Source organism: Candidatus Methylomirabilota bacterium, from assembly GCA_036005065.1.
Lineage (GTDB): Bacteria > Methylomirabilota > Methylomirabilia > Rokubacteriales > DASRDR01 > DASYQW01.
The window spans coordinates 18519-42334 of the sequence record DASYQW010000137.1; the positions used below are offsets into that span (position 1 = coordinate 18519).

The following is a 23816-nucleotide window of genomic DNA, read 5'->3' on the forward strand; positions in this document are numbered from 1 at the left end:
GCGGAAAGCGGTCGCGGATGACGCTCCATCCGGGTCGCCCGGATCGCCCCCACTCTATGCCACAGGCAGGGCGGGAATCAAGCGGGCGGCCCCTCGAGGACGAATCGCTCGATCACCTCCCGGAACCCCTCTTCCTCGCTGGTCCCGCACACGGCCGCGGCTCGCGCACGGACCCCGGCCGGGGCGTGTCCCATCGCGACCCCCAGCCCGGCCACCTCGAGCATCTCGAGGTCGTTCCAGTTGTCCCCCACCGCGACGACCTCCCGGGGCGCGATGCCGAGCGTCTCGAGCATGGCCTCGAGCGCCCGGCCCTTCGAGACCCCGGCCGGAAGGATCTCGAGGTAGGTCGGCTCGGACTGGACGGCGTGAACCGCCACGCCGTCCTCGCGCACCGCCCCGCCGAGGGCGCTCATGCGCTCCGGCGTCCCGATCACCAGCAGCTTGAATGGATCCTCGGCGAGAAGCTGCTCGAGTGCCGGCACCAGGTCGACCTGGACCCCGTCGTCCGCGGCGTAGGCGTCGGTGAGCGGATCGGGCCGCTCCACGTAGACCCGGTCGTTCAGGTAGAGATGGATCTGGGCCGTGGGATCGCGCCGCAGGACGGTGAGGACGTGGCGAGCGACGTCCCGAGGAAGCCGCCGCTCGTAGAGGATCCGGCCGGCGGTGAAGTCGAGCACCTGGCCGCCGTTGTAGAGGATGACCGGCGGGTCGGCCCCGAGCAGGCGGACCCAGGGGGCGGCCGACTTCCACATCCGCCCGGTCGCGACGCACACCCGGACTCCCTGCGCCTGAGCCCGGGCGACCGCCACCCGCACCCCCTCGGTGACGCCGAGCGCGCGCGAGCGCAGGGTACCGTCCAGATCGGCCACCACCAGCCGGTAGGGCACCGGCGATGACCGATCAGCGCGAGGCCGCCGGGAGCGGCCCCGGCAGCGGGAGCGGAAAAGGGCCGGCGCCGGCGAGCCGGAGACGACGCCCCATGGCGGGCTCCGAGCCTACCGGCGGCCGGCCCGATCGTCAAGGGGCCCGGGTCATTCTGTCGACACCTCGTCCCAGCCCGGCTCAGGCCGGCGTCAGCGCGAACGGGAGCCGGCGCCGCTACTGAGCCTGGATCTTGAGGTTGTTGACGACCTCGCGGACGCCGGCGACCTGCCGCGCGATGTCCGCAGCCCGCAGCCTCATCGACTCGTTCTCGACGTTCCCGGTGAGGTACACCGAGCCGCGGTTGGTGTTCACGCTGATTTTCGTCAGCGTGGCGACCTTCTCGGCGGCGAGCTTGGCCTTGACCTCGGTGGTGATGGTGGAGTCGTCGATGCTCTCGCCCATCGTCTTCCCCTTCACGGCGGAGCACCCGACCAGCAGGCCGACGATGAGCGGGACGACCCAGAGTGACCGCAAAGCGCGCGACATGGCGAGACCTCCTCGATCGAGCACCGGTAGACGGCCGGCTGCTCGGCGGCGTGAGGGTCCCCGGCCCGGGGCGCGGGCGGGTCTCTGCCGTCTCGCGCCGGGAGCGTGGGTTCCCTCAGTGTCACGATCTAGAGGAAAACACGATCCGCCGAGCGGGGTAGCAAGGCGGGTGCCGGGAGGGTCCAGATGCCCCCGCGCCGGGCGCGGCTCACTTTCGCCGGCGCGCGGTCAGCCTACCAGAGGCGCGGCAGCCAGGATGGGATCGGCCGGAGATAGATCGGCACCTCCGGCAACATGATGCGCGACGGGGCGTCACTCGGGCGCTCGGCGCCCGGAGGCGGGGCCGTCGGCGGTCCGAGCCGCTTGGGACGGGCCCGGCCACCCTGGAGGAGCTTCAGCTCGGGCCGGGGCCAGTCGACGCGGCGGTCCGGGTCGGATCCTGGGGTCGCGTCGGCGGGGCGGCTCACGAGGAGTTCCAGGTTTGCGCTCATGGCCCTCGGAGAGAGCAGGACCCGTGCCAGCGCGGCTGTCGGAAGAATCCCATGAAATTCACCACATTTCCGGCACTTCGCCCCAGCCGACTCGGCGGGAGGGCCTGCGGGCGGAGACTTTCTAGCCGGTGTCGTGGCCGGTTTCTGATCGGCCGAGGGCGACCGCGAGGCTCCTGAGGCAGGCCGGTATCAGGTCGTCGAGACCTACACCCACGTCCTGAACCGTGGTCCGGCTGCCGTTCGGAGCCCAGCGGACCGGATGTTCTCCCCCATGACCCCGCCCCCCTCTTCCTCAGCGAGATGCGCCAAGATACGCTGCCGAGCCACGTCGCGTGTCTTGGTGTGTCACCGTCCCGCCAATGGGCGCAAGGTCGCGAATCGCAAGGACCGGAGGTCCGTACAGGAAACTGGCGGACCGTCGAGATAGGCCGCGTGGCCTCGCAGCGTTTGCCGTCATACGCAGACCTGGGTATCCTGTGGCCGAATTCGAGTTAGCCGTAGCCACTTCTAGCGCGATACTTCTAGCGCGATAAGGACATGTCTAATGGGAAGGCCGTTGGGTCGCGCAAGTCGATACCTTCCGGAACCGTTGTCCAGCTGGACCGCACTGATTCTGGTGGTCGGTGCCTTCGGCCTCGCCGCGGCCTGCGTGGCGCACGGCGCCGGCGTTGAGGGTCAGGTCTTCGAGGTGGTGAACCCCGAGGCGCCGAGGAGCCAATGGACGCGCGTTCCTTCCGCCGACGCCTATGTGATCGTTCATTGGCAGGGTACCATCCCTCGGCTCGGACACGCAGAATCTGTGTGCCTGCACGCGGCCATCGGCAAGACGGACGCGCGCGGCCGTTTCGAGGTGTCGGGTTCGTGGGCCGCGCCACAGGGCTTCCCGGTCATTCGGAGAGATCCGGCCGTCATGGCGCACAAACCCGGCTTCGACCAGCAATCCGACTTTCGCAGCGGGGGCGCCCCGGTCGTGCGCACGCTCGTCCGCTCGAAGCTTGCTGCCGAGGAGCGGGTCGCGCTGCTCTCGATGTATGCGGAAACCGGCTGCCGGGATCACGATACTTTCAAGATGATCCCGCTCGGGGACCCGCAGGGGGTTGCCACCCGTTTCTATCGCGCACTCTACGAAGAAGCGCAGGCGCTCGGCCCGCTGCCGCCCGGGTTGAATCACCTCCTCGTGCCCCTTCGCGAGAAGGCGGGCGTCCCGCAGCCGGCGGAGCCGCCTTGGCAAATCCGCGCCATTCCCCCTCAGGGGGCACGTCCGGTCGCACCCGCGCCGGCCGCTCCGGCCGACCGTCCGTGACCCGGCGGGCGAGCGCATGACGGCTAACCCGGCGATCGAGCGGACCGCCCAACGGCGTTGCCGTTGGGTACCCTCGGCGCTTTGCGCCTCGGCGGCCGCTCATCGCGACCGTTGATATGACTTCCACTGTCAAGAGCCACGAAGACCCCCGGATCGCGGGTGCCGTTTGCCTTCATGGGGGTTGCTCGAGCCATCGGAAGAGGCGGAGCCTGTAACTGCGACGGTTGATCATGCTGATATCCGTGGGTTGGGTACCACCGTACAGGTGTCCGTCGCGGCGCCTGCTTCGCTCTTGGGGGCGAGGGTCGTGATGATGTCTCCGAGTTCGGCCATCAAGATGATGGCGCCGGTGAGCTCCACGCCCCGCAGCGCCTGGATCGCCTCGACCACTGACTCGCGAAGAATACGACGCCTGGCTTCTCTCTACCGTTGAATCGTCGTGCTGGGAATCCTATTCGCGCAACAGCCTTGATGACGATCGCTGGGCGTACTTTGCGAAGCTCGTCAACATCGTGGTCTATGAGATCGTGGCGAATCGCGAACTCTTCCCGAGTCAGACTGGCAGCGCCTGAGTGACCCGAGGAGGTGTGCGAGACATCGGCTAACAACATGGTGGAGCGGCCCGGCCCAGGGCGGCCGGCCGCTCACCATGCGCGTTCGCCGCATGGGCAGACCGTCCACGACGATCGGCAGCGGGGTTCGATTGTCCTGAACATGCTGCGCGATGCAGCTCGGAGGTTCCGATGCCGGACGGGAGCGTCAAAGAGAAAGTCCTCGAGGTGATCAAGAAACTTCCAGCCGACGCCACGCTTGAGGACGCCATCGAGCGGTTGGTGCTCTTGGCAAAGACGGAGCGCGGATTGGCGGAACTTGATGCCGGAAAGGGCGTCGACCACGCAGAGGCAAAGCGTCGCCTTCTCCGGTAACCCGTGTAATCTGGGCGCCTCAGGCGATCCAAGACGTCGAGGCGATACGTGCGCACGCGGCTCGCGACTCCCCTCACTATGCCGACCTCGTCGTTGAACGGATCATCACGACCGTGGAGCGCCTCACGGAGCATCCTCGCTCCGGACGTGTGGTGCCCGAGCTAGGCGACGACTCGATCCGCGAGGCAACTACGCACGCGGGAGGTGCCCCGCGTGGCCGGCGAGTTTCTAGCCGCCACCGTGGCCCGTTTCTGACCGGCCGAGGGCGACCGCCTGGCTCCTAAGGCAGGCCAGGATCAAGTCGTTGAAGGCCGCGGCCGGGAGCCGCGTCCGGGGGCCAGTCTCAGTGAAGACGCAGGAGCCCCTCCTCCAGCGTGACGCGGGGCACCTCGATGACGACCGGCTGGTTCTCGAGTCGGGCGAGCGGATCGAGGGACCCGAGGACGCGGTTCAGGAGGCCCGCGGGGAGCGGCACCGGCCCGAGCCGGAGCCCTGCCAGCCGGAAGCCGAGGCGCCCGTCGGCCCCCGGCCCGCGGTCCGGCGCCAGCGCGATCCGGAGCCGGACCGCGAGGACACCGCCCGCCACCTCGAGGCGGCCGGGCCGGATCGTCACCGATGGCGCCGTCACCCAGCGTGCGGCACCGGCCAGCGCCTGCTCGAGGTCCTCCTGGAGGATCGTCGCCCGCCGGATGGCGATGCGTGTCACGTCGAGCAGCTCGACCTCGCCCCGCGCGGCAAGCGCGTACGGGTTGAGCTGGACGTTCTCGAGTACGACCTCGACGTCCCGGACGCGAAGCGCCTGGGGCCGCCGCCGGAAGTCGCCCAGCCGCGCCGCGTCGGCCATGATGACGAGCCGTCTGAAGCGCCCGCGCGCGGTGTCGGCGGGCGACACCGGCTCCACCTCGACCCGCAGGCCGCGGCTGTCCGCGATGGCCCAATCGAGACCGAGCGGCGGCGTCGCCTGGAGACGCGCCATCACCGCCTCATCGGACAGCCCCGGCGCCGGGCGCGCCCCGACCCGGTAGAGCGTGGCGCGGGTGGCGTCCGGGAGCGGAAGCTCCGCCATCGGGCGAAGGAGCGGGACCAGCGTCGGGTCACCGGCCTCGAGACGCGCCATGACGGCCCGAGCCTGTCGGGTGGTGTGGGCCGGTCCCTGATCGCCGGTCTTGACGAGGACGTAGTCGACGAAGAGCGGGGCGTCCCCGCTCCACGCCTTGGCCACGTGGACCGGGAGCTCCTTCAGCCGGGCGTAGTAGCGGAAGGTCGACCGGGAGAAATAGGGATCGTCGGGCACGACGCTGAGTCGGAGGTGCTCGCCGGGACGGTCGCGGACCAGGAGGTCGAGGAGCTCCGCGGTCGGCCAGTGAACCGCCATCGGCGGCTCCGAGCGGAAGAGGAGCTGGCGATTCGTGCGGCCCCGGGCCCACTCCGGGGCCGGCCATCCCCACCCGAGGAACGCCATGTGCGCGAGGACGATCAGGGCGAGGCCCCCGAGCACGAGGCGCTCCCGCCGGGACCCCAGGCCCGCGATCCAGGCCGTGCTCAGCAGGGCGACCGCGGGCAGGATCGGCATCGTATGGCGGTAGTCCCGGTTCCGGAGGAGCGTCAGGACCACCATCGGCACCAGCACCCACACGACGAGCACGCCCAGCCCGCGGAGGCTCCGGCGCCGCCAGGCGGCAAGGAGCCCCAGGGCGAAGAGGGCCGCGAAGAGCCCGCCGAGCTGGTAGACGAGTGCTCGGACATAGTAGAGCGGGGACGGGTCGCCGTACGGCACACCGCCCGCGTACGCGTTGTGGAGGAGGGAGAGCGGGAGCAGGGGGTGCCGGAGATACCAGGGAGCCGCGACGACCGCCGTCACCGCCAGCGCCAGCAGGAGATGGCGACCTCGGCCGCGCCGCTCCGGGACTCGCTCCTCCGGGCTCTGGCGGGCCCCAAACCAGCAGTAGAGCCCGATCGGGAGGAGGAAGAAGGGATACGTCCACTTGGTGAGGAGGCCCAGGCCACCAAGCATCCCCGCGACCAGAGACCAGAACCGATGTGTGAAGCCCTCGCTCCGCAGGAGAGCCAGCACGGTCAGCGCCACGACCGCCGTGAGGGGAACGTCGAGCATGAAGACCCGTGACTCGAGGAAGATCTCCGGATAGCCCGCGACCAGCAGCGCCGCGGCCACCCCCGCCGCGGCGGACCCGAGGCGCGCGCCGATCCCATACGTCGCGAAGACCAGGAGTCCGAGGCACCCCTGGATCCAGAGCAAGGCGACGAGGTGGGAGGGGCCGAGGAGTCGGTGGAGAAGGCCGGCGGCGCAGTGGGTCAGCGGCGGGTAGTAGGGGGAGAGGTCCAGGATCTGCCGCCACGCCCCCTCCCGGAGGAAGCGGGCGCAGAGGAGCGCGCGCTCGAGATGGCCGGCCCGGTCCCAGCTCGGGGGGCGCCCGTCCCCCGCAGCCCACAGGAGGTGGCCGGTTCCGACGAGGAGGACGAAGGCCAGGAGGCCACAGATCGGCCCCCACCACAACTCCGACGGGCCCCGTTGGGCCCGACGAGCCGCCGGCAGGCGAGCGGCCGGCCGGGGGGCCATGGCTATTTCGTCTCGTCGTATTTCTTGGCCCGGAGAGAAGGGTGGCGGAGGTTGGCGAGGAGGAGCACGAGCTTCCGATCGAACGCGCGCCGGGCCTCGAGGGGAGCACTCTCGTAACTCTGGACGAAGCGCTCGGAGAAGTGGGCGCGCATTTATGAGGCTTTGGGCTTCTTCGACCTCCTGCGCTTTACCTCGGCATGCAGAAAGCGAGCCGCCTCCTTGGCCGAGCTGAACGGCCCGTGAGCGCGGCCCCGCCGGAAGTCCTCGAAGCTCTCACGAAGACCCTGCTCGATTCGCTTGTCCACGAGGGTCTTCGGGGTGAGGACCAGCTTGCCCTTGTCGAGCTCGACCTCGAGGTAGTCGCCGGGGCTGAGCCCGAGCTCGTCGTGGAGCTTCTTCGGGATCACCACCTGGCGGCTGACGCCGATCTTGACGGCCGGCATGTGCAAAAGGCGCTCCCTTTCCCGGGATTGTATTTTCATATATTTGGATGATAACCGGCCGGCAACGCCGGCGTCAAGATCGAAGGGAGAAACCCGCGAAGGCGTGTGGTGAAATGAAAGGGAAATCGAGTACTCGGGCCATCGCGCTGAACCTAAGGCAGAAGGCCGGCAAGCCGGCGCCCGGATCAGGCTGTCGTGCCCGAGCCGGGCACGGGCGCGAGCGGCCGGCTCGGCGTCTTGCGCTCCCGGAGGAATCGGAAGAACTCCACGCCCTCGCGCAGGCGCCGGCGCATCACCGCCGGATCCCGGAGCATCCCGCCGACCATCGAGACGATCTTCCGCGGCCGGAAGTAGAACCGCCGGTAGAAGTCCTCGACCGAGTGGAAGATCTCCGTCTGGGAGAGCCCCGGGTAATCGAGCGCGGCGACCTGCACCCCGTGGGTGTCGACCAGCTCGCCCGACTGGATCGCCAGCCACCCCTGCTCCTGCGCCTGGCGGTACAGCTCGGTGCCCGGATACGGCGCCGCCAGCGAGACCTGGATCGTGTCCGGCTCGATCTCGCAGGCGTAGCGCACGGTCTCCCGGATCGTCTCGGGGGTCTCGCCGGGAAGGCCGAGGATGAAGGTCCCGTGGATCGTGATCCCGAGCGCCTTGGCGTCCCTGGTGAACCGGCGGGCGATGTCGAGCCGGATCCCCTTCTTGATGTTGTTGAGGATCTGCTGGTTGCCGGACTCGTAGCCCACCAGGAGGAGCCGGAGGCCGTTGTCGCGCAGGACCTCCAGGGTCGAGCGGGGCACGTTCGCCTTGGCGTTGCAGGACCAGGTGAGGCCGAGGCGGCCGAGCCGGCGGGCGATCTCTTCCGCGCGCGGGAGGTCGTCGGTGAAGGTGTCGTCGTCGAAGAAGAACTCCTTCACCTGCGGGAAGTAGGCCTTCGCCCGTGCCATCTCCGCCTCGACGCTCTCGGGGCTGCGCACGCGGTACCGGTGACCACCGAGGGTCTGCGGCCAGAGGCAGAAGGTGCACTTCGAGCGGCAGCCGCGGCCGGTGTAGAGCGAGACGTAGGGATGGAGCAGGTAGCCGATGAAGTAGTTCTCGATCGTGAGGTCACGCTTGTAGACATCGACGACGAACGGGAGGGCGTCCATGTCCTCGATCGGCGGGCGAGGCGGCGTGAACCGGACCCGGTCCTGCTCCCGGTAGGCGATCCCGCAGACGTCCTTGAGCGGCCGGCCCGCCGCGATCTCGCCGCAGGCGTGGTCGAATTCCCCGACCGCCACCCAGTCGACGGCGGGGGCCGCCCTGAGGGACTGCTGGGGCAGGACGCCGACGTGGGCGCCGACCATCCCGATCAGGAGCCGTGGATTCTCGGCCTTGAGGCGCTCGGCGACCCGCGCATCGTTCCCAAAGGACGGGGTGCTGGTGTGGAGCACCGCCAGCTCGTACTCCTTGGCGAGGGGAACGACCTGCTCGATCGTCAGCCCGTCGGGCGGCGCGTCGACCAGCCGGCTCCCCGGAACGAGGGCCGCGGGCTGAGCGAGCCAGGTCGGGTACCAGAAAGACCGGATCTCCCGGCGAGCCTGATAGCGGGCACCGGCCCCGCCGTCGAAGCCTTCGAAGGACGGGGGGTGTAGAAACAGGGTTCGCAGCACTGGCTCGTGGGATCGCGTCATGACGGCTCCGATTGATGTAGGAGAGCGGGATGAACGGAGGGGGGCCGCTGAAGCGCGAAGACGCCGAGCGCCGCCAGGCCGAGCCCGGCGTAGGTGAGCTCCCGGATGCGCCGCACCACGCCCACGGTGAAGCCGCGGGCCGGGTCGAGCCCGAGGGCGGCGAAGAGCACCACCTTGCCTCCCTCCTGGGTGCCGATCTTCCCGGGCACGAAGAAGAGGATACCATCAATCAAGACGGACCCGGTCTCCAGCGCCAGGGCCGTCGCCCAGTCGACGGGCGCCGCCAGCCAGGTCATGATCAAGTAGATCTCGGCGGCTCCGACGGCCCAGCCGCCGACGAAGCAGGCCAGCGACCCCACCAGGCGCCAGCGTCCCAGTCGCCGCAGCGCCGCATCGAGGTCCCGGCCGGGTCCGGCCCAGCGGGCGGGCAGCCGCCGGCCGAGCCCGAGTCGGCGGGCGACGTCTTCGAGTGTCGCCCACAGGCCGCGATCGAGCAGCCACGCCAGCGCGACCCCGACCAGGACCGCGGCGGCGGCGCCGGCCAGCCACGCCGCCCACGGCGAGATCCCCGTCAGGCGCGGCAGGACCAGCGCGAGGCCGAGCAGGATGAAGACGGCCTGGGCGACGGTCTGGCCGAGCTTCGCCACGCTCACCGATGCCCAGCGGAGGCCGAGCGGCACCGCGGTCCCGAGCAGGCGGACCCGGAGCAGCTCGCCGCCGACCGTCCCCGACGGCGTGAGGTAGTTCACCCCGTCGCCGGCCAGGCGGGCGGCCAGGAGCCGCCGATGGCTCACGGTCCGCTCCCCACCGGGAAAGGCCAGCACCCAGCCCCACGTGTTGAAGATCACGTTGACGCTCTCGACGAGGAGGATCACCGCGAGGCCCCAGCCGAGGATCCGCAGATCGCGGACCAGACTCTCGAGGCCGATCCGCCACGCGGTGCCCACGAGGAGGGCGAGACCGAGCAGCAGGCAGCCGAGCTCGATCCAGTGGGCGCGGATCCGGCTCACGGGGACTCCATTGGACAACCGAGACAGCATGCGCCTGTCGATGGGACCGGGCCGAGGCCCGCGGCCCCCCCACCCCGGTAGGACGCAGGGAGGAGGCGGGCCGAAGCGTATGCCGCATACGTTGAGGCCCGCCGACGACCGAGGACGACCCGGGGCGACGGGCATCGGCCCGGGCCGCTCACGGGGACTCCACGGGCCTGGGCGACGCCCACCGCATGTAGCTCGAGTATCCGACGAGGCCCAGCACGAACGCCCACGCGCCCACCGCCGCCGCGTACAGGAACCACTCGAGATGCCCGGCGAGGGCGAGGACGAGGAGGACGTACGTGTAGTCGCGGCTGGCCAGCTTCTCGACGACGGCCGCCACCGGCGTGCCCTGCCAGCCTTCCGCGTCGCCGGCCCAGTGAAGGTCGCCACCCTGGGACAGGGCCGGCTGGACGAACAGGCGATGCATGGTGACCATCGCCGCCGCCACCCCGCCAATCAGGGCCCCCGCGGCCCAGGCGCCCCCCGGCGGGAGCCCCTGGCGCAGGAGCCCGACGCTCAACCCGACGAAGACCGCCAGGTGCACCGTGTAGTCGCCGATCACGTCGAGGCGCGCGCCCCGCGCGCTCTGCTGATAGCGGGCTCGGGCGATCTCGCCGTCGACGCAGTCGAGCACGATCGACGCGACGAGCGCGAGCACGCCGGCGAGACGTCCGCCATAAGAGACCGTGGCCAGGCCCACCGCCCCCACGAGGCCGAGCAGGATGCTGGCCAGCGTGATCTGAGACGGCGTGACGGGGACCCCGAGGAGAAGCCGCGTGACCGGCCGCGAGAGCCGCCGGTCGATCAGCGACGCCAGGTAGCTGTCCTTGGCCGTCGTCCGCCGCGCCAGGTTGTCGAGGAGCGCCCGCTCGAGGACGGCCGGCCGGCGCGCCTGGTCGAAGGGAAGGAAGAGTCCATCGGCGAGGCAGACGGGCGGATCGGGGGGTGCCCCGGCCCTCCGGCCGAGGGCGGCCGGACGGAGATTGGTGGTCCGCCCGAGCTCGGCGAGGAGCGCAGGCATCGCGCTGGCCGGGTAGACGGCGGCGTGGACCTCGCCCGGGGGCGATCCCGCCGCGATGCCGAGCCGGATGCCGCCCGGTCGGGCGCTCGCCAGGAGGGGCGCCAGGGCGGCCCCGTCGAAGAGGACGTCGCCGGCGACGACGAGAACGGGATCCTGCCAGCTGAGGCCCTCGGCGTCGTCGACGGCGCCGAGGCAGGGCACCTCCGGACAGCGCCGCGCCAGGAGCGCGGCGACCCGTCGCTGCTGCGGGCCTGCGAACACGGCCACCTCCGCCGCGCCCGCCGCGCGCAGCGCGAGGACCCCGCGGACGCAGAGCGGCACCCCCGCGACGACCGCCAGCGCGCCGGGCCCGGTGGCCACGACGAGCCCCATCCTCAGCTCGGACACAGGGCGCCCCCTCTCTTCACAAACCCCCCGAAGGGTATCAGAGCCCGGGGACGCTGTCACCCTGTGCCGGGGGGCCGTCAGCGGGGTGACGCCCCCTGCGGGGCGCCGGCGGCGAGCAAGCGCGGCGCCAGGGCGGCGGGTGGTGTCAGGGCGGCGCGGCGATCAGGCGGCCGTCGGTCAGGTGGAGCGTGCGGTCGGCGGCGCGGGCGAGCTCGGCGTTGTGGGTCACCAGCAGCACGCTGACGCCACCGCTCCGCGCGCGCTGGCGGAGCTCGTCCAGGATCACGCGGGCGTTGTCGTCGTCGAGGTTCCCGGTCGGCTCGTCCGCCAGGATCACGGCGGGATCGTTGAGGACGGCCCGGCAGAAGGCGACGCGTTGCTGCTCGCCGCCCGAGAGCGCCGCCGGGTAATGCTCCTTGCGGGCGTCGATCCCGAGGCGCTCGAAGAGCTCCGCGGCTCTCCGGGTCGCCTCGGCCCGGTCGCGCCCCACGTAGCGGGCGGCCAGGAGGACGTTCTCCCAGGCCGTGAGCGACGCGATCAGGTGGAAGGCCTGGAAGACGAACCCGAGGTGGCGGCCGCGGAAGCCGGCCAGGGCGCGGCGGCTCGCCTGCGTGAGCGAGAGGTCCCGGAACCACAGCTCGCCGCCGTCGGCCCGGTCCAGGCCGCCCAGCACGTTGAGGAGTGTCGACTTGCCGGAGCCCGATCGCCCGACGACCGCCACGTGCTCACCCGGCGCCAGCTCGAGGTCGGCGCTGCGCAGGATCTCGATCGCCCGCCCGTCCGGACCGCGGAAGGTCTTCCGCAATCCGACGGCCCGGAGCGTCGCGGTCAATCCACCTTGGGGCGGGAGCGCCTGCTGCAGCCCGCTGCTCCCCGTCGTCTGCGCCGGGCCCGGATCGATTCCTTCACGGCTCTCACGTCCGGCGCGCGAACGCCGCCGCCCCGGTGCCGGCGAGCCGGCCGAAGGTCGCGCCCGCCATCAGTCCGGCCCCGCCCGGGTAATTGTGGTAGAAGAGCCCTCCGACCAGCTCCCCCGCGGCGTAGAGACCGGGGATCAGGCGATCCTCGGTATCCAGCACCGCCGCCTCCTGGCTCACGCGGAGCCCGCCGAAGGTGAACGTGATGCCGCAGGTGACACCATAGGCGACGTAGGGCGGGCTGTCGAGGCGCTGGGCCCAGTTCGACTTGGGGGGCATGATCCCGCGGGTCCCCCGGCCATCCAGGATGGCCGGGTTGAAGGGTCCCTCCTGCACCGCCGCGTTGTAGGCGCGGACCGTGCGGACGAGTCCCTCGACGTCGATCTCGGCCTTCCGCCCGAGCTCCTCGATCGTGTCGGCTTCGACCTTGGTGACCTCGCGAATCCGGTACTCCTCGCGCAGGAGCGGCACGACCTTCTGGTCGAAGAGCTGCCAGGCCGTGCGCTGGGGCTGCCGCATGATCTCGCGGCCGTATCGGGCGTACGTGTAATTGCGGAGGTCGGCGCCCTCGTCCACGAACCGCTCGCCGCGGATGTTGACGATGAGCCCGAGCGGATAGGAGTGCTTCTGGAAGAGGTCGAGCACCTTGCGGTCGCCGAACTCGGGGGCGTTGAGGTCCCAGGCGACCGCGTGGCAGGAGGACCAGTGCCCGTAGGGCTGGGCGCCGATCTCGAGGGCCATCCGGAGGCCGTCGCCGGTGTTGTGCCGGGTGCCCCGCACGCGGGCGAGCTCCCAGTCGGGGCCGAGGTAGCGGGCCCGCCACTCGGGGTTCGCCTCGAATCCCCCGCAGGCCAGGACGACCGCCCGCGTCGGGATCTCCTCCAGGCCCTCCGGGCCGCGCGCGACCACCCCGGCGAGCGCGCCGTGGCGGTCCACCAGGAGCCGCCGGGCGCCGGCCCCGTACCGCACCTCGACGCCGACCCGGCCGGCCCGGTCATAGAGGGCCTGGACAAGCCCCGCCCCGCCGCCGACCGCCTCGACGGTGAGGCCGCCCCAGAAGCGGTGGCGGTCCCCTACCCGGAACGACTGCCGGTTGAACATGAGGATCCAGCGCACGCCCTGGCTGCGCATCCAGACGACGGTGGCCCGCGAGCGGCGAACCAGCAGGTCGGCGAGGTCGGGGTTCGCGCAGTGCTCGGTCAAGCGCATCAGGTCGTCGTAGAACGCCTCCTCGGGGTACGGTGGCACCTCCACCGCGCCGGCCTCGGCCTCGGTCAGGTCGACCAGCACGTCGCCCCGGAGGTCTTCGAGGCCCTGGTGGGCGAAGCGGAAGCCGCCGGCCGTGAAGAGCGAGTTCCCCCCGCGCTCGCCCTCGCGCGCCTTCTCGAGAAGGAGCACCGCCCCGCCCGCCTCCCGGGCCGCCAGGGCCGCGCAAAGCGCGGCATTGCCGCCTCCCACCACGACGACGTCGTAGCGTTCGGCCATCATGCCCCGCGGCGGATCGCCTCGGCCGGCGGGACGCGCAGGATGCGCGCCGTCGCGTAGGCCCCCGCGATCGCGCCCAGCACCGTGGCGAAGGCCACGGCAAACCCGAGGAGTCGGCCCGAGAAGAGGAAGAGCTGCTGGCCCGCGTGGGCGGCCCGCGTGTCCACGGCCGTCCCCGCCGCGAGCGCGGCGAGAGTCCCCAGGACGCCGCCCGACAGGCTGACCAGCAGGCTCTCCCGCACGACCTCGCCCAGGAGCTGGAGATCGCTGGCCCCCACGGCCTGCTTGATCCCGAAGTCCCGGATCCGCTCGAAGGTGGACGCCGCCACCGTGTTGGAGAGCGAGAGGCCCCCGATCAGGAGGCCGATGCCGCCGACGCCCCCCAGCAGCCATGAGAAGAACGTCGTCGAGGCGGCGAGCTGGCGTGCGACCTCGCCCGGCGGCACGACGTTGACGCCCGGGACCTCCCGCGTGATCCGAGCCGCCAGCGCGTCGGGATCCACGCCGGCTGCCCAACCGACCGCGGCTCCCGTGTTCAGATCCTGGCGGGCCAGCGTGCTGCCCGGGGTGAAGAGGGATCGAAGGGTCGGCTCGAGGCCGAGCCAGAGATCCCGCGCGTCCTCGATGGGGACGAAGGCGAATCGATCCGGAGCCGTGAGCAACCGCTCGAGGATCCCGACGACCTCGAAGGCGATGGGGCCGAGCCGGAGGCGGTCGCCGACGCGGAGGCTCCGGGTCGCCGCGAAATCGGCCCCGACCGCGGCGCGGCCCCGCTCGCCGGGCTGCAGGAACCGCCCGCGGGCGACGGGGAGCGTCGGGTAGTTGCGGTTCGGCGTCGGGACGCCGAGATCCAGGCCGAGGACCAGCTCCTGGTTGACGGTGAAGAGGGGCGAGGTCTTCGGGTCGACCGGGACCATCACCTGCGCCTGGACGGCCGATACGCCCGGTATCCGCGCGATGGCTTCGAGCGTCCGCCGGGGAAGCAATCCGCCGGCCGTGAATCCGGCTCCCGCCCCGATGCCCGCGCCCGCCACCGAGATCTGACCGAGAACGAACCGGTGGCCGCCTTCGATGAAGCGGCTGATGCGTTCGGCGAGCCCTCCCAGGGCCACCAGGCCCGCGACGCCCACGGCGATACCGAGGATCGCGAAGGTGTACCCCCGCGGCCACCACGACCCCGAAAGGCGGATCACCGGGAGGGCTTCCCGGCCCCGGTCGGCGCCGAGCGGTCAGCGAGGGCGGGTCGCACCGACGGCCGCGACGTTGAACGTCGGGAATTGCGTCCGGAGGCCCACGACGTCCGGGAAGAAGCGCACGTCGACGAACCCTGCCGCCTCCATGGCGCCCGTCCACTGCTCGGGTGTGAGGAATCCGCCGTTGGGGCGATAGGTCGGATGGAGACGCGGCGACCGGAACGTCTCCATGAGATTGAAGATGAACTCCACGTAGATCGCCTGCCCCGGTAGCAGGCGGACGCATTCGGAGATGATGAACCGCCCGCCCGGCTCGAGGGCCCGGAACACTTCGCCGAGCGTGAAGGCGAGATCGTGGGCCACGTGGAGCGTGTTGACGGCGTAGACGACCGAGATGCTGCCGGGCGCGACCCCTTGCGCCTCGAAGGGGCGGTTCATGTCCAGACGTCCGAAGGTCAGGAGCGAGGCGTGCGGAAAGCGGGTCCGGAGGACGCGCTCGCCACGCGCGAGAAACACGGGGACGAGCTCCGTGAACCGGTACTCGCGGATCTCGCCGAGTCGCCCCGGCGTCTCGAATCGCTCGAGAAGGGCCGCGGCGGCGCTCGCCAGCCCGCCTCCCAGCTCCAGGATCGTCCCGCCGCCCCGCGGCATCCACTCCTCCACCGCGAGGGCCCCGACCCGGTTGTTCACCGCGTAGAGACCGTTGTCGTTGGAGAAGTACGCGAGCCACAGCCGGAAGCGGCTCGGCGAGAACAGGATCTCTTCGCCGACCGCCTGCCCGCGCAAGAACGCCGGATAGTCCCGGGCGACCGTCTCGGCGAGAAGATAGGAAGGCATCCAGGCGGGATCGTGACGGCGCTGCTCCTCGCGAACGAGCGAGGGATCCAGCTCGGGAAGGGACCCGCGCGCGCGGTATCGGCGGATCCCGTCGCCGGCCGTCTCCTCGGCGAGCACCTGGCGGGCGGCGAGGTACCGGAGCATCCAGTCGAGGGGAACGAGCGCCCGCCCGGGCTCGAGACCCGCGCGGGCCGCGAAGTCCTCCGCGGTGCCCGGCTCTCGCAGGGCCGCCTCCAGCCCGCTGGCCCGGCAGACCGCCAGGACCAGCCGATGGACGAACTCGTCGTAGAGCGCGGACGAGCGGATGAAAGACGCGTCGAACAACGGGACGAGCGCCGGGGGCAGGACGCGCTCCAGAGCGGCCGCCATGCCCCCGTCGTCGCCGCCGGCGACCTCGGCTGCGCGGGCGGTCAGGCTCTCAGGCGCCGAAGGGCTGCCAGACATCGAAAAAATTGAACCACTGCGTCGGCCGCTCGCGCACGACGCCCTCGAGGATCGAGACCCAGGTCCGCAGAGCGTCGCGCTCGTCCCCCGGCCCGACGACGAAGGGCTCCGGTACCGTGACCCGGTATCGGTAGTCGGCATCCAGGAGGCAGAACGCCGGGACGATCGGGGCTCTCGCCGCCCGCGCGAGCAGGAACGGCCCCATCGGAAAGGGCGCCGGCCGCCCGAAGAACGGGACCATCATGTCTCCACGGTTGCCGAGTGCCCGGTCGCCCTGCAGGGCGACCGCCTCGCCGCGCCGCAGCGCGCCGATCAGCCCGACCGTCACCGTCGGACGAGAGCGGGGCACGAAATAGAGACCCTCGCCGTTGCGACGCACCCAGCGCTCCAGTGCCCGGGCCTCGTCCTCGGCGACCACGACGTGGGTCAGCCGGGCCGAGTGCCGAGCGAGCAGGCGACCCGCCAGCTCCCAGTTTCCGACGTGCGCCGTCAGCGAGATTATACCCGCCTTCAGCCCGGCCAGCCGCTCCGCCCCATTGACCGTCCGCACGAGGGCCGTGAGACGGGCGGGCTGCTGCCGGTTCGTCGACACCAGATCGCTGAAGCACATCGCGAAATCGCGGAACACGCCGACGATGAGGTCGTCGAGGCGGGCACCGGTCGCGCCGGTCACCCGCTCCAGGGTCTTCCGAACCACTGCGCGCTCGGCCGGGAGGAGCCGGGGCGCCAGCCGACCGAGCTGTCGGGCCGCCGCCAGGCGGGCCCGGCGGGGCAGCCAGCCCATGGCGGCGGCGAGGCGGTAGAACTCGGCGCGATTGTACGGGTGCAGGTACCAGCGGGGCCGCGAGACCACGGGGGCATCGGGGCTCTCACGCGTCAGCATCGTCAAGGGGCGGTATGGTCGGGCGAACTCGCGTCGTCCGAAGGGGGCATCGAGGGGAGTATATCCCAATCGGCGAATACGCGAAGCGGGTCGCGCCCCCTTTTCCCTCTTCCCCTATGGGGAGAGGGTCAGGGTGAGGGGGAAACCACGCGCCCCTATACACCCTCACCCCAACCCCCTCCCTGGAAGGGAGAGGGAGCGGGGTGGGAGCGGCTCTCGGAGCGCTGGCGCGGGTACTGTATTCGCCGTTCAGGGTATACTACCCCTCGCTCCAGGAGTGGACCGGAGGCGCGCGACTCACGAGACCCTGGTCTTGTCAGCGCGCCGTCGGGTGCGGTATGGTCGCTCGCGCGGGCCGACGCGAGCGGCCCCCCACGGAGGCGTCAATGGCGACGACCGATGAGCTGAAGGCGCGGGTGTGCGCGGAGATCGACCGGCGGGCCGACGACATCGTCGCGATCAGCGACCACATTCTCCGCCACCCGGAGAGCGGCTACCGGGAGGTGCGTACCGCCGCCTACGTGGCAGCCCAGTTCGACCGGCTGGGCCTGAAGTACCGCGACGGGCTGGCCCTGACCGGGGTCAAGGCGCGGCTGTCGGGTCGCGCCTCGGGACCGACCGTGGCGGTCCTCGGTGAGCTGGACTCGCTGATCGTCGCCGAGCACCCGTTCGCCGACCCGGTGACCCACGCCGCCCACGCCTGCGGCCACAACGCCCAGGTCGCCTCGATGCTCGGCGCCGGGATGGGGCTGCAGACCGTGATGGACGAGCTGGACGGGGACGTCGTCCTCTTCGCGGTGCCGGCCGAGGAGTACATCGAGGTCGAGTGGCGGATGGGGCTCCGCGAGCAGAAGAAGGTCGAGTTCCTCGTGGGCAAGGCCGAGCTGATCCGCCTGGGCGAGTTCGACGACGTCGACATGGCGATCATCACCCACACCAACGCCCGGCCGGACGACGGTCTGTCGAGCGTCGGGGACACGCACAACGGGTGCGTCGTCAAGTTCATGCGCTTCCTGGGCAAGGGGGCCCACGCCGGCAGCGCGCCGCACCTCGGGATCAACGCGCTGAAGGCCGCCCAGGTCGCGCTCCATGCGATCGACGCCCAGCGGGAGACCTTCCGGGACGAGGACACGATCCGGGTCCACCCCATCATCACCCGGGGGGGCGAGGCGGTCAGCGCGGTGCCGGCCGACGTCCGGCTCGAGACGTTCGTGCGGGGCAAGACGGTCGAGGCCATCGCGGAGGCGGCCGCCAAGGTGGACCGGAGCCTGCGGGCGGGCGCGCTCGCGCTGGGCGCCCGGGTCCAGATCACGACGCTGCCCGGCTACCTGCCGCAGAAGATGGACGCCAACCTGGTCGCTCTCACGCACCGGAACGCCGCCGCCGTGGTCGGTGAGGCGAACATGGGCAAGCCCCGGCATTCGACCGGCTCGACCGACATCGGCGACCTCGGGTTCATCATGCCGGAGGTCCACCCCCGGGCCGGCGGCGTGCGGGGCAGCATCCACGGCGCCGACTACGTCATTGTCGACCACCGGCTGGCCGCGGTGAACCCGGCGAAGTTCATGGCGACGACGGTGGTCGACCTGCTCCACGACGGCGCCCGGGAGGCTCGGCGCGTCAAGGCCGAGGCCGGCGCCAAGCTCACCCGCGACGAGTACCTCGCCCTCGTCCGACGGTTCACGTCGTTCGAGGAGTTCCCGGCGACATAGGCCAGCCCAGGAGCGCATGCGGGTGACACGGACGGCCGTCGGAAGCCGGGCACGATAGGAGTCCCGATGGGCAACCTGCCGGTCACGCTGGCGACCCGTGACTACGACTACGTGGTGCCGCTGGCCCTCGGCGACGTCACCGTCGAAGGGATCGACCTCACCGTCATCCGGGAGTTCGGCGCGCTGCCGCGCGTCCTCCAGGACCCGGCCGTCCACGGCGGCGAGGCGTCCTTCAGCCGCCACGTCCAGCGCCTGGCGGCCGGCGACCGGAGCTTCGTGGCGGTACCGGCATTCCTCATGCGCGAGTTTCGCCATCGGAACTTCTTCGTGCACCGGGATGCGGGCCTCCGCGCGATGGGCGACCTGAAGGGCACCCGCATCGGCATGGACGCCTGGCCGAACAGCGGGAACACCTGGAGCCGGGCCCTCCTCCGGGCCGACGGCGTCGGCCTCGACGCGGTTCGCTGGATCGTGGGGCCGATCAACCCCGGTGACGCGGGGCCGCGGCCGGACGCGCTCCCCGGAGGCGTGGAGGCGGCGCCGGCCGGCCGGTCGCTCCAGGAGATGCTCCTGGCGCGCGAGCTGGACGTCCTGATCGCCGCCTGGCCGCCCGCGGGCTTCGGGGAGCGCGGCAGCCCGATCGTGCGGCTCTACCCGGACTTCCGCGCCGTCGAGCGCGACGACTACCGGAAGACGAAGCTCTACCCGGCCCACCACATCGTCGTCGTCCGCCGGCGCCTGGCGGAGGAGCATCCCTGGGCCGTGCGGAGCCTCTATGCGGCGCTGCTCCGGGCGCGGGAGCATGCGGCGCGCACGCGGCGACTCCTCCACGAGTCGAGCGCCTGGCTCCTGGCCGACCTCGAGGAGGAGGCGGAGGTCCTGGGGCCCGGCTTCGAGCCGTACGGCGTCCGGGGGAACCGGGCGATGATCGCCGCGTTCTGCGAGGAGCAGTGGGCCCAGGGCCTGGTCCCGCGGCGCCTGGACCCCTCCGAGATCTTCGCCGACTTCGAGCGGCTGGCGGCGCTCGAGCCGGGCGGTCGGCCGGCAGGCGGCGCGACCTGACGCCCACCTCGGGCCCGTCCGCCCGGCCCGACCCGATCGGGCCCGAGGCCGGGTCCGAGCGAACGCGGCGCGCCCTGGTCACCGGCGGCACCGGGGGTCTCGGGCTCGCCATCGCCTGCACGCTCGCCCGGGACGGCCTCGCGGTGGTCGCCACCTATGCCCACGACGACCGAGCCGCTGAGGCCGCGGTGGCGTCGGCGAACACGCACGGGGTGGCGCTCTCGGTCGTCCGCTGCGATGCCGCCTCGACCGCGGCCGTGGCGGGGCTCTTCGAGGCGGAGCCCGCCGGCGGGTACGACGTGTTCGTCCACGCCGCCGGCTTCACGCGGGACGGGCTGATGATGCTCATGCCGGACCGCGACTTCGACGACGTCGTGGCCGTCCACCTGGGCGGCGCCTTTCTCGGCTCCCGGCAGGCGCTCCGCGGGATGACGGCGAGGCACTGGGGCCGCCTCGTCTACGTCGTCTCGCCCACCGCGGTCCTCGGCCGACCCGGCCAGACGAACTACGGCGCCGCCAAGGCCGGCCTCATCGGCCTGTGCCGGTCGCTCGCGCGCGAGGTGGGGGGCTTCGGAATCACGGTCAACTGCGTGTGCGCGGGACTCGTCGACACCGAGCTAACGGCGCACCTCCCGGCCGCCACCCGGGCCGAGCTGATCGCCGCCATCCCGCTGGGTCGGCCCGGCCAGCCGGGAGAGATCGCCGCGCTCGTGAGCTTCCTCTGCTCCGAGCGCGCCAGCTACATCACCGGTCAGGTGATCGGGGCCGACGGCGGGTTGACCTGAGCGCGAGCCGATCCCGGTCGCCCGGGTCCGGAGTGTTGAACCCCGAGCGCACGACGGTATAGACTGCGACCATGCCGCCGGCGCCCCGCGTGTCTGGAGAGGTGCCGCCCCTGCCGCCGCTCCCGGCGTTTTACGACGGGGACGACCAGCGCCGGCAGTGGCTCTCTCGCCTGTTCGATCACGCCGCGCCACACTACGACCGGATCGAGGCGCTGATGTCCTTCGGGTTCGGTCCCCGGTTCCGCCGCTCGACCTTGCGACGAGCCGGGCTCACGGCGGACATGACCGTCCTCGACGTGGCGGTCGGCACCGGCGCCCTGGCCCGGGCCGCGCTGGCGCTCCTCGACGCTCGGGGTCGCGTCGTCGGCGTCGATCCGAGTTTCGGCATGCTGGCCCAAGCGCAGAAGCTCGGGCGGATCGCGCTGGCCCAGGGCCTGGCCGAACACCTGCCCTTCCGCGACGGCGCCTTCGACTTCGTCACCATGGGATACGCGTTGCGCCACGTCGCGGACCTGCGGAGGACGTTCGCCGAATACCACCGCGTCCTGCGGCCGGGCGGGCGGCTCGTGATCCTCGACTTCGCCCGCCCCGCGAGCCGGGCCGGCTTCGCGCTGGCGCGCGGCTACCTCGGCCTGGTCGTGCCGTGGATGGCCGGGAAGTGCGCGCGCCACGACGCACCCCGGCTCTTGATGCGATACTGCTGGGCCAGCCTCGAGCACTGCGTATCCCCCGAGACCGTTCAGGCGACGATCGCGGAAGCGGGGTTTCGCGTCAGCGCGTCGCGGCGGTGGGTCGGGGTCCTGAGCGAATACGTCGCGGTCAGGCCCTAGGAGCGTGTCGGACTAACCCGGCGCCGGCCACCGAGCGCGTGGTGCATCGAGGAGTGCCGAAATGACCTCGTCACCACGTCATTCGCGATTCCACCGGCAGCTTCCGCCACATCCGCTTGCGGCGCCGGAACCACACCGCCGCGAACACCACCGCCAGCCGCGCCCGCAGCCAGAGCGGTCGCCGGAGGAACACCCCGCCGGCCAGGACCGTCGTCACGGCGTCCCGGAGCGTCGGTGGCGGGCTCGGGGAAAGGAAGACGTCCAGGAACGCCGGCTCGTAGTATCGGTCGATGAAGCGGAAGAACAGTGCTGCGCCGCGCTCGATTCGCCTCCGGACGCGGATGAACGCCGAGGCCCGGAACTGCCCGCGCCGGAACGCGTCGAGAATCGCCGCGCAGGCGAGCTCCGCCGACTGCATGGCGATGTAGACCCCCGTCGAGAAGATGGGGTCGACGAACGTGACCGCGTCACCCACGGCGACGAACCGGTCTCCGGCGGCCGGCGTCGTCCGGTAGGAGAAGTTGGCGGCACTCCACACCTCGCTGACCCGCGTGGCGTCCCGGAGCCCCGCCGCCACGCTCGGGCAGGCGGCCACCATCTCCTCGAAGAGCTCGGACCGCGAGCCCTGGCGCCCCTTGGCCACCCGCTGGTGGAGGACGCAGCCGATGCTGGTCAGGTCATCCGCGAAGGGGATCCACCAGAACCAGCCGTGCTCGTACAGATAGATGCGGATGTGCCCCTCGGTGCGTCCGGACCAGCGCTCGGCCCCCCGGTAGTGGGCGAAGAGGGCGACCTTCCCGAGGCCCGGCATGGGCTCTCGCCGGCCCAGCTGCCGACTGACCGCGGCGTCACGCCCGCTGGCGTCGACCAGGAAGGCGGCCTCGACCGGATAGCGCTCCCCGTCCTCGCTCCGGACGTCGAGCCGGACCCGGTCGCCCTCGACGGTCACCCCGCCGACCTCCGCGCCCTCGAAGACGGCCGCCCCTTGCTTTCTCGCGTGGTCGAGCAAGAGCCGGTCGAAGTCGGCGCGGGGCACGTTGTAGGCGTGGTCCGCCCAGGTCGGGCCCGACCGGAAGTTGAACACCACCTGCCGTCCCTCGACGTCGTCGATGAAGGCGGCGCCGTGCTTCCGCATGAAGCCGGCGGCCTCCAGATGGGGCGTGAGACCCAACCGATCGAAGAGCGGCACGTTGGCCGGCAACAGCGACTCGCCGACGTGGAAGCGCGGGAAGCGCTCGCGCTCGAAACAGGCCACCCCGAGGCCCGCCCGCGCGAGCAGCATGGCGGCGGTCGACCCGGCCGGACCGCCACCGACGACCGCGACGTCATAGCGAGGCGCGATCCGATCCGCCATGCGCTCCGCCTCAGGCGTGCGGCAGCGGGAGGAAGGTTCGGCGCCGGACCCGCGCGGCGGCCAGCAGCCGGCGCGGCGCCTCGCGCAGCACCTCCCGGGCCAGGTACCAGCCGATCCGGGTGCCGTCGACGAGGGCGTGGAACCGACTCGCCCGGCCCGGTGGATAGATCGCGCGCACGGGCACCGGCACGATCGCGTACCCCGAGCGGGCCGCCGCGAGGAGGGCCTCGGACTCGAGCACGAACCCCTCCTCCCGCAAGCGGACGAGGCGAAGCAGGGCCGCGGGGTAGACCCGGAAGCCGCACTGCGTGTCGCGGACGGCCCTCTGGGTCAGCCATCGGATGAAGCGGTCGGCGACCCGGATCGCGCCGAGCCGTGTCCGGGGGATCCGATCCCCGCCGACCCCGGCGAGGCGATCACCGAGGACGAGGGCCCGCGGCGTCCGGCGCGCGGCGGCCAGGAGCCGAGGGAGGTCGGCGGGGTCGTGCTGGCCGTCGCCGTCGAGCGTGGCGACGGCGGCGGCCCCACGGCGCAGGGCCTCCGCGAACCCCGCTCGCAGCGCGGCGCCCTTGCCGGCGCGCCGGCCCGTGCGGATCACGCAGACAGCCCCGGCCGCGACGGCCCGGGCGCTGCTGTCGTCGCTCGAGGCATCGTCGACCACGATGACGGGGCACACCGTGCGAGCCCGCTCGATCACCCTCGCCACCGTCGAAGCCTCGTTGAAGACGGGGATGACGGCCACGACCGCTCGGGTCCCGACGCGCTCGCTCATGCGGGCCCCTTCGGACCAGCAGCGTGATCGGGCCCGGCGATCGGCCCGGGCCGAGCCCCGAGCAGCCCTAGGACGCAGGGAGGAGGCGGGCCGAGACGTATGCCGCATACGTTGAGGCCCGCCGACGACCGAGGACGCAGAGCTGCGACGGTTATCGTCACGGCACTCACAGGCGACCGAACATGGACAGATACTCCGACTTCATGTAACGCTCCAGGAGGACCAGCAACGCGATCCCGGGCAGCATGAGGATCAGGGCGGCGATCGACGCCACCT

22 protein-coding genes are annotated in these 23816 nt (G+C 71.7%); 6 read left to right on the forward strand and 16 right to left on the reverse strand.

From position 1 onward, the window contains the following. Nucleotides 1–77 precede the first annotated feature (77 nt). The 3 genes from VGW35_10000 to VGW35_10010 all read right to left on the reverse strand — a co-directional run bounded on the left by VGW35_10000 (nucleotide 78) and on the right by VGW35_10010 (nucleotide 1901). Nucleotides 78–887, reverse strand: a complete 810-nt coding sequence (locus tag VGW35_10000) for a Cof-type HAD-IIB family hydrolase (protein ID HEV8307988.1) — start codon at nucleotides 885–887, stop codon at nucleotides 78–80. A 211-nt stretch (nucleotides 888–1098) separates the two neighbouring features. After that, nucleotides 1099–1410, reverse strand: a complete 312-nt coding sequence (locus VGW35_10005; GenBank protein ID HEV8307989.1) for a BON domain-containing protein — start codon at nucleotides 1408–1410, stop codon at nucleotides 1099–1101. A gap of 233 nt (nucleotides 1411–1643) precedes the next feature. Then, nucleotides 1644–1901, reverse strand: coding sequence for a hypothetical protein (locus VGW35_10010; GenBank protein ID HEV8307990.1), 258 nt, complete (start codon nucleotides 1899–1901; stop codon nucleotides 1644–1646). 589 nt (nucleotides 1902–2490) lie between these two features. Here VGW35_10010 and VGW35_10015 point away from each other — a divergent pair. Further along, nucleotides 2491–3204: a hypothetical protein gene (locus VGW35_10015; GenBank protein ID HEV8307991.1), complete on the forward strand. Its 714-nt coding sequence runs from the start codon at nucleotides 2491–2493 to the stop codon at nucleotides 3202–3204. Nucleotides 3205–3947: 743 nt separating this feature from the next. Beyond that, nucleotides 3948–4130: a hypothetical protein gene (locus VGW35_10020; GenBank protein HEV8307992.1), complete on the forward strand. Its 183-nt coding sequence runs from the start codon at nucleotides 3948–3950 to the stop codon at nucleotides 4128–4130. Nucleotides 4131–4473: 343 nt separating this feature from the next. Here the strand turns inward: VGW35_10020 and VGW35_10025 are convergent, their stop codons facing one another. From VGW35_10025 to VGW35_10075, 11 genes are all read right to left on the reverse strand, one after another. Further along, complete coding sequence (locus tag VGW35_10025; GenBank protein HEV8307993.1) at nucleotides 4474–6708, reverse strand: LmeA family phospholipid-binding protein; 2235 nt, start codon at nucleotides 6706–6708, stop codon at nucleotides 4474–4476. Between the two features lie 2 nt (nucleotides 6709–6710). Beyond that, nucleotides 6711–6860, reverse strand: a complete 150-nt coding sequence (locus tag VGW35_10030; GenBank protein HEV8307994.1) for a hypothetical protein — start codon at nucleotides 6858–6860, stop codon at nucleotides 6711–6713. After that, nucleotides 6861–7151, reverse strand: a complete 291-nt coding sequence (locus VGW35_10035) for an AbrB/MazE/SpoVT family DNA-binding domain-containing protein (protein ID HEV8307995.1) — start codon at nucleotides 7149–7151, stop codon at nucleotides 6861–6863. A 185-nt stretch (nucleotides 7152–7336) separates the two neighbouring features. Next, complete coding sequence (gene hpnJ / locus VGW35_10040; protein ID HEV8307996.1) at nucleotides 7337–8821, reverse strand: hopanoid biosynthesis associated radical SAM protein HpnJ; 1485 nt, start codon at nucleotides 8819–8821, stop codon at nucleotides 7337–7339. After that, nucleotides 8818–9831, reverse strand: a complete 1014-nt coding sequence (locus tag VGW35_10045) for a lysylphosphatidylglycerol synthase domain-containing protein (protein HEV8307997.1) — start codon at nucleotides 9829–9831, stop codon at nucleotides 8818–8820. Before VGW35_10045 ends, hpnJ begins: the two co-directional genes overlap by 4 nt. A gap of 178 nt (nucleotides 9832–10009) precedes the next feature. Beyond that, entirely contained in the window at nucleotides 10010–11266 is a 1257-nt protein-coding gene (locus tag VGW35_10050) for a CDP-alcohol phosphatidyltransferase family protein (GenBank protein ID HEV8307998.1), read from the reverse strand. 145 nt (nucleotides 11267–11411) lie between these two features. After that, a complete protein-coding gene (locus VGW35_10055; protein ID HEV8307999.1) occupies nucleotides 11412–12098 on the reverse strand; it encodes an ABC transporter ATP-binding protein in 687 nt (228 codons plus the stop codon). An 82-nt stretch (nucleotides 12099–12180) separates the two neighbouring features. After that, nucleotides 12181–13668 (reverse strand): FAD-dependent tricarballylate dehydrogenase TcuA, encoded by a 1488-nt coding sequence (gene tcuA / locus VGW35_10060; GenBank protein HEV8308000.1) that lies wholly within the window; start codon nucleotides 13666–13668, stop codon nucleotides 12181–12183. Next, nucleotides 13668–14861 carry an ABC transporter permease gene (locus tag VGW35_10065; protein HEV8308001.1) on the reverse strand — a complete coding sequence of 398 codons (1194 nt, stop codon included), beginning with the start codon at nucleotides 14859–14861 and terminating at the stop codon, nucleotides 13668–13670. Before VGW35_10065 ends, tcuA begins: the two co-directional genes overlap by 1 nt. A 36-nt stretch (nucleotides 14862–14897) precedes the next feature. Continuing rightward, nucleotides 14898–16067: a methyltransferase domain-containing protein gene (locus VGW35_10070; GenBank protein HEV8308002.1), complete on the reverse strand. Its 1170-nt coding sequence runs from the start codon at nucleotides 16065–16067 to the stop codon at nucleotides 14898–14900. A 49-nt stretch (nucleotides 16068–16116) separates the two neighbouring features. After that, complete coding sequence (locus tag VGW35_10075) at nucleotides 16117–16995, reverse strand: lysophospholipid acyltransferase family protein (GenBank protein HEV8308003.1); 879 nt, start codon at nucleotides 16993–16995, stop codon at nucleotides 16117–16119. 416 nt (nucleotides 16996–17411) lie between these two features. Between VGW35_10075 and VGW35_10080 the strand changes: the two genes are divergently transcribed. The 4 genes from VGW35_10080 (at nucleotide 17412) to VGW35_10095 (ending at nucleotide 21414) form a co-directional block, all read left to right on the forward strand. After that, nucleotides 17412–18737 carry an amidohydrolase gene (locus VGW35_10080; GenBank protein ID HEV8308004.1) on the forward strand — a complete coding sequence of 442 codons (1326 nt, stop codon included), beginning with the start codon at nucleotides 17412–17414 and terminating at the stop codon, nucleotides 18735–18737. 66 nt (nucleotides 18738–18803) lie between these two features. Further along, the gene (locus VGW35_10085; GenBank protein ID HEV8308005.1) at nucleotides 18804–19799 is read left to right on the forward strand and encodes a hypothetical protein; all 996 of its coding nucleotides are present in this window, start codon (nucleotides 18804–18806) and stop codon (nucleotides 19797–19799) included. Further along, the gene (locus VGW35_10090) at nucleotides 19688–20584 is read left to right on the forward strand and encodes an SDR family oxidoreductase (GenBank protein HEV8308006.1); all 897 of its coding nucleotides are present in this window, start codon (nucleotides 19688–19690) and stop codon (nucleotides 20582–20584) included. Before VGW35_10085 ends, VGW35_10090 begins: the two co-directional genes overlap by 112 nt. 71 nt (nucleotides 20585–20655) lie before the next feature. Beyond that, entirely contained in the window at nucleotides 20656–21414 is a 759-nt protein-coding gene (locus VGW35_10095) for a class I SAM-dependent methyltransferase (GenBank protein HEV8308007.1), read from the forward strand. Between the two features lie 70 nt (nucleotides 21415–21484). Here VGW35_10095 and VGW35_10100 read toward each other — a convergent pair whose 3' ends face one another. Next, a complete protein-coding gene (locus VGW35_10100) occupies nucleotides 21485–22768 on the reverse strand; it encodes an NAD(P)/FAD-dependent oxidoreductase (protein ID HEV8308008.1) in 1284 nt (427 codons plus the stop codon). A 10-nt stretch (nucleotides 22769–22778) separates the two neighbouring features. Beyond that, entirely contained in the window at nucleotides 22779–23540 is a 762-nt protein-coding gene (locus VGW35_10105) for a glycosyltransferase family 2 protein (protein HEV8308009.1), read from the reverse strand. Nucleotides 23541–23816: the final 276 nt, after the last annotated feature.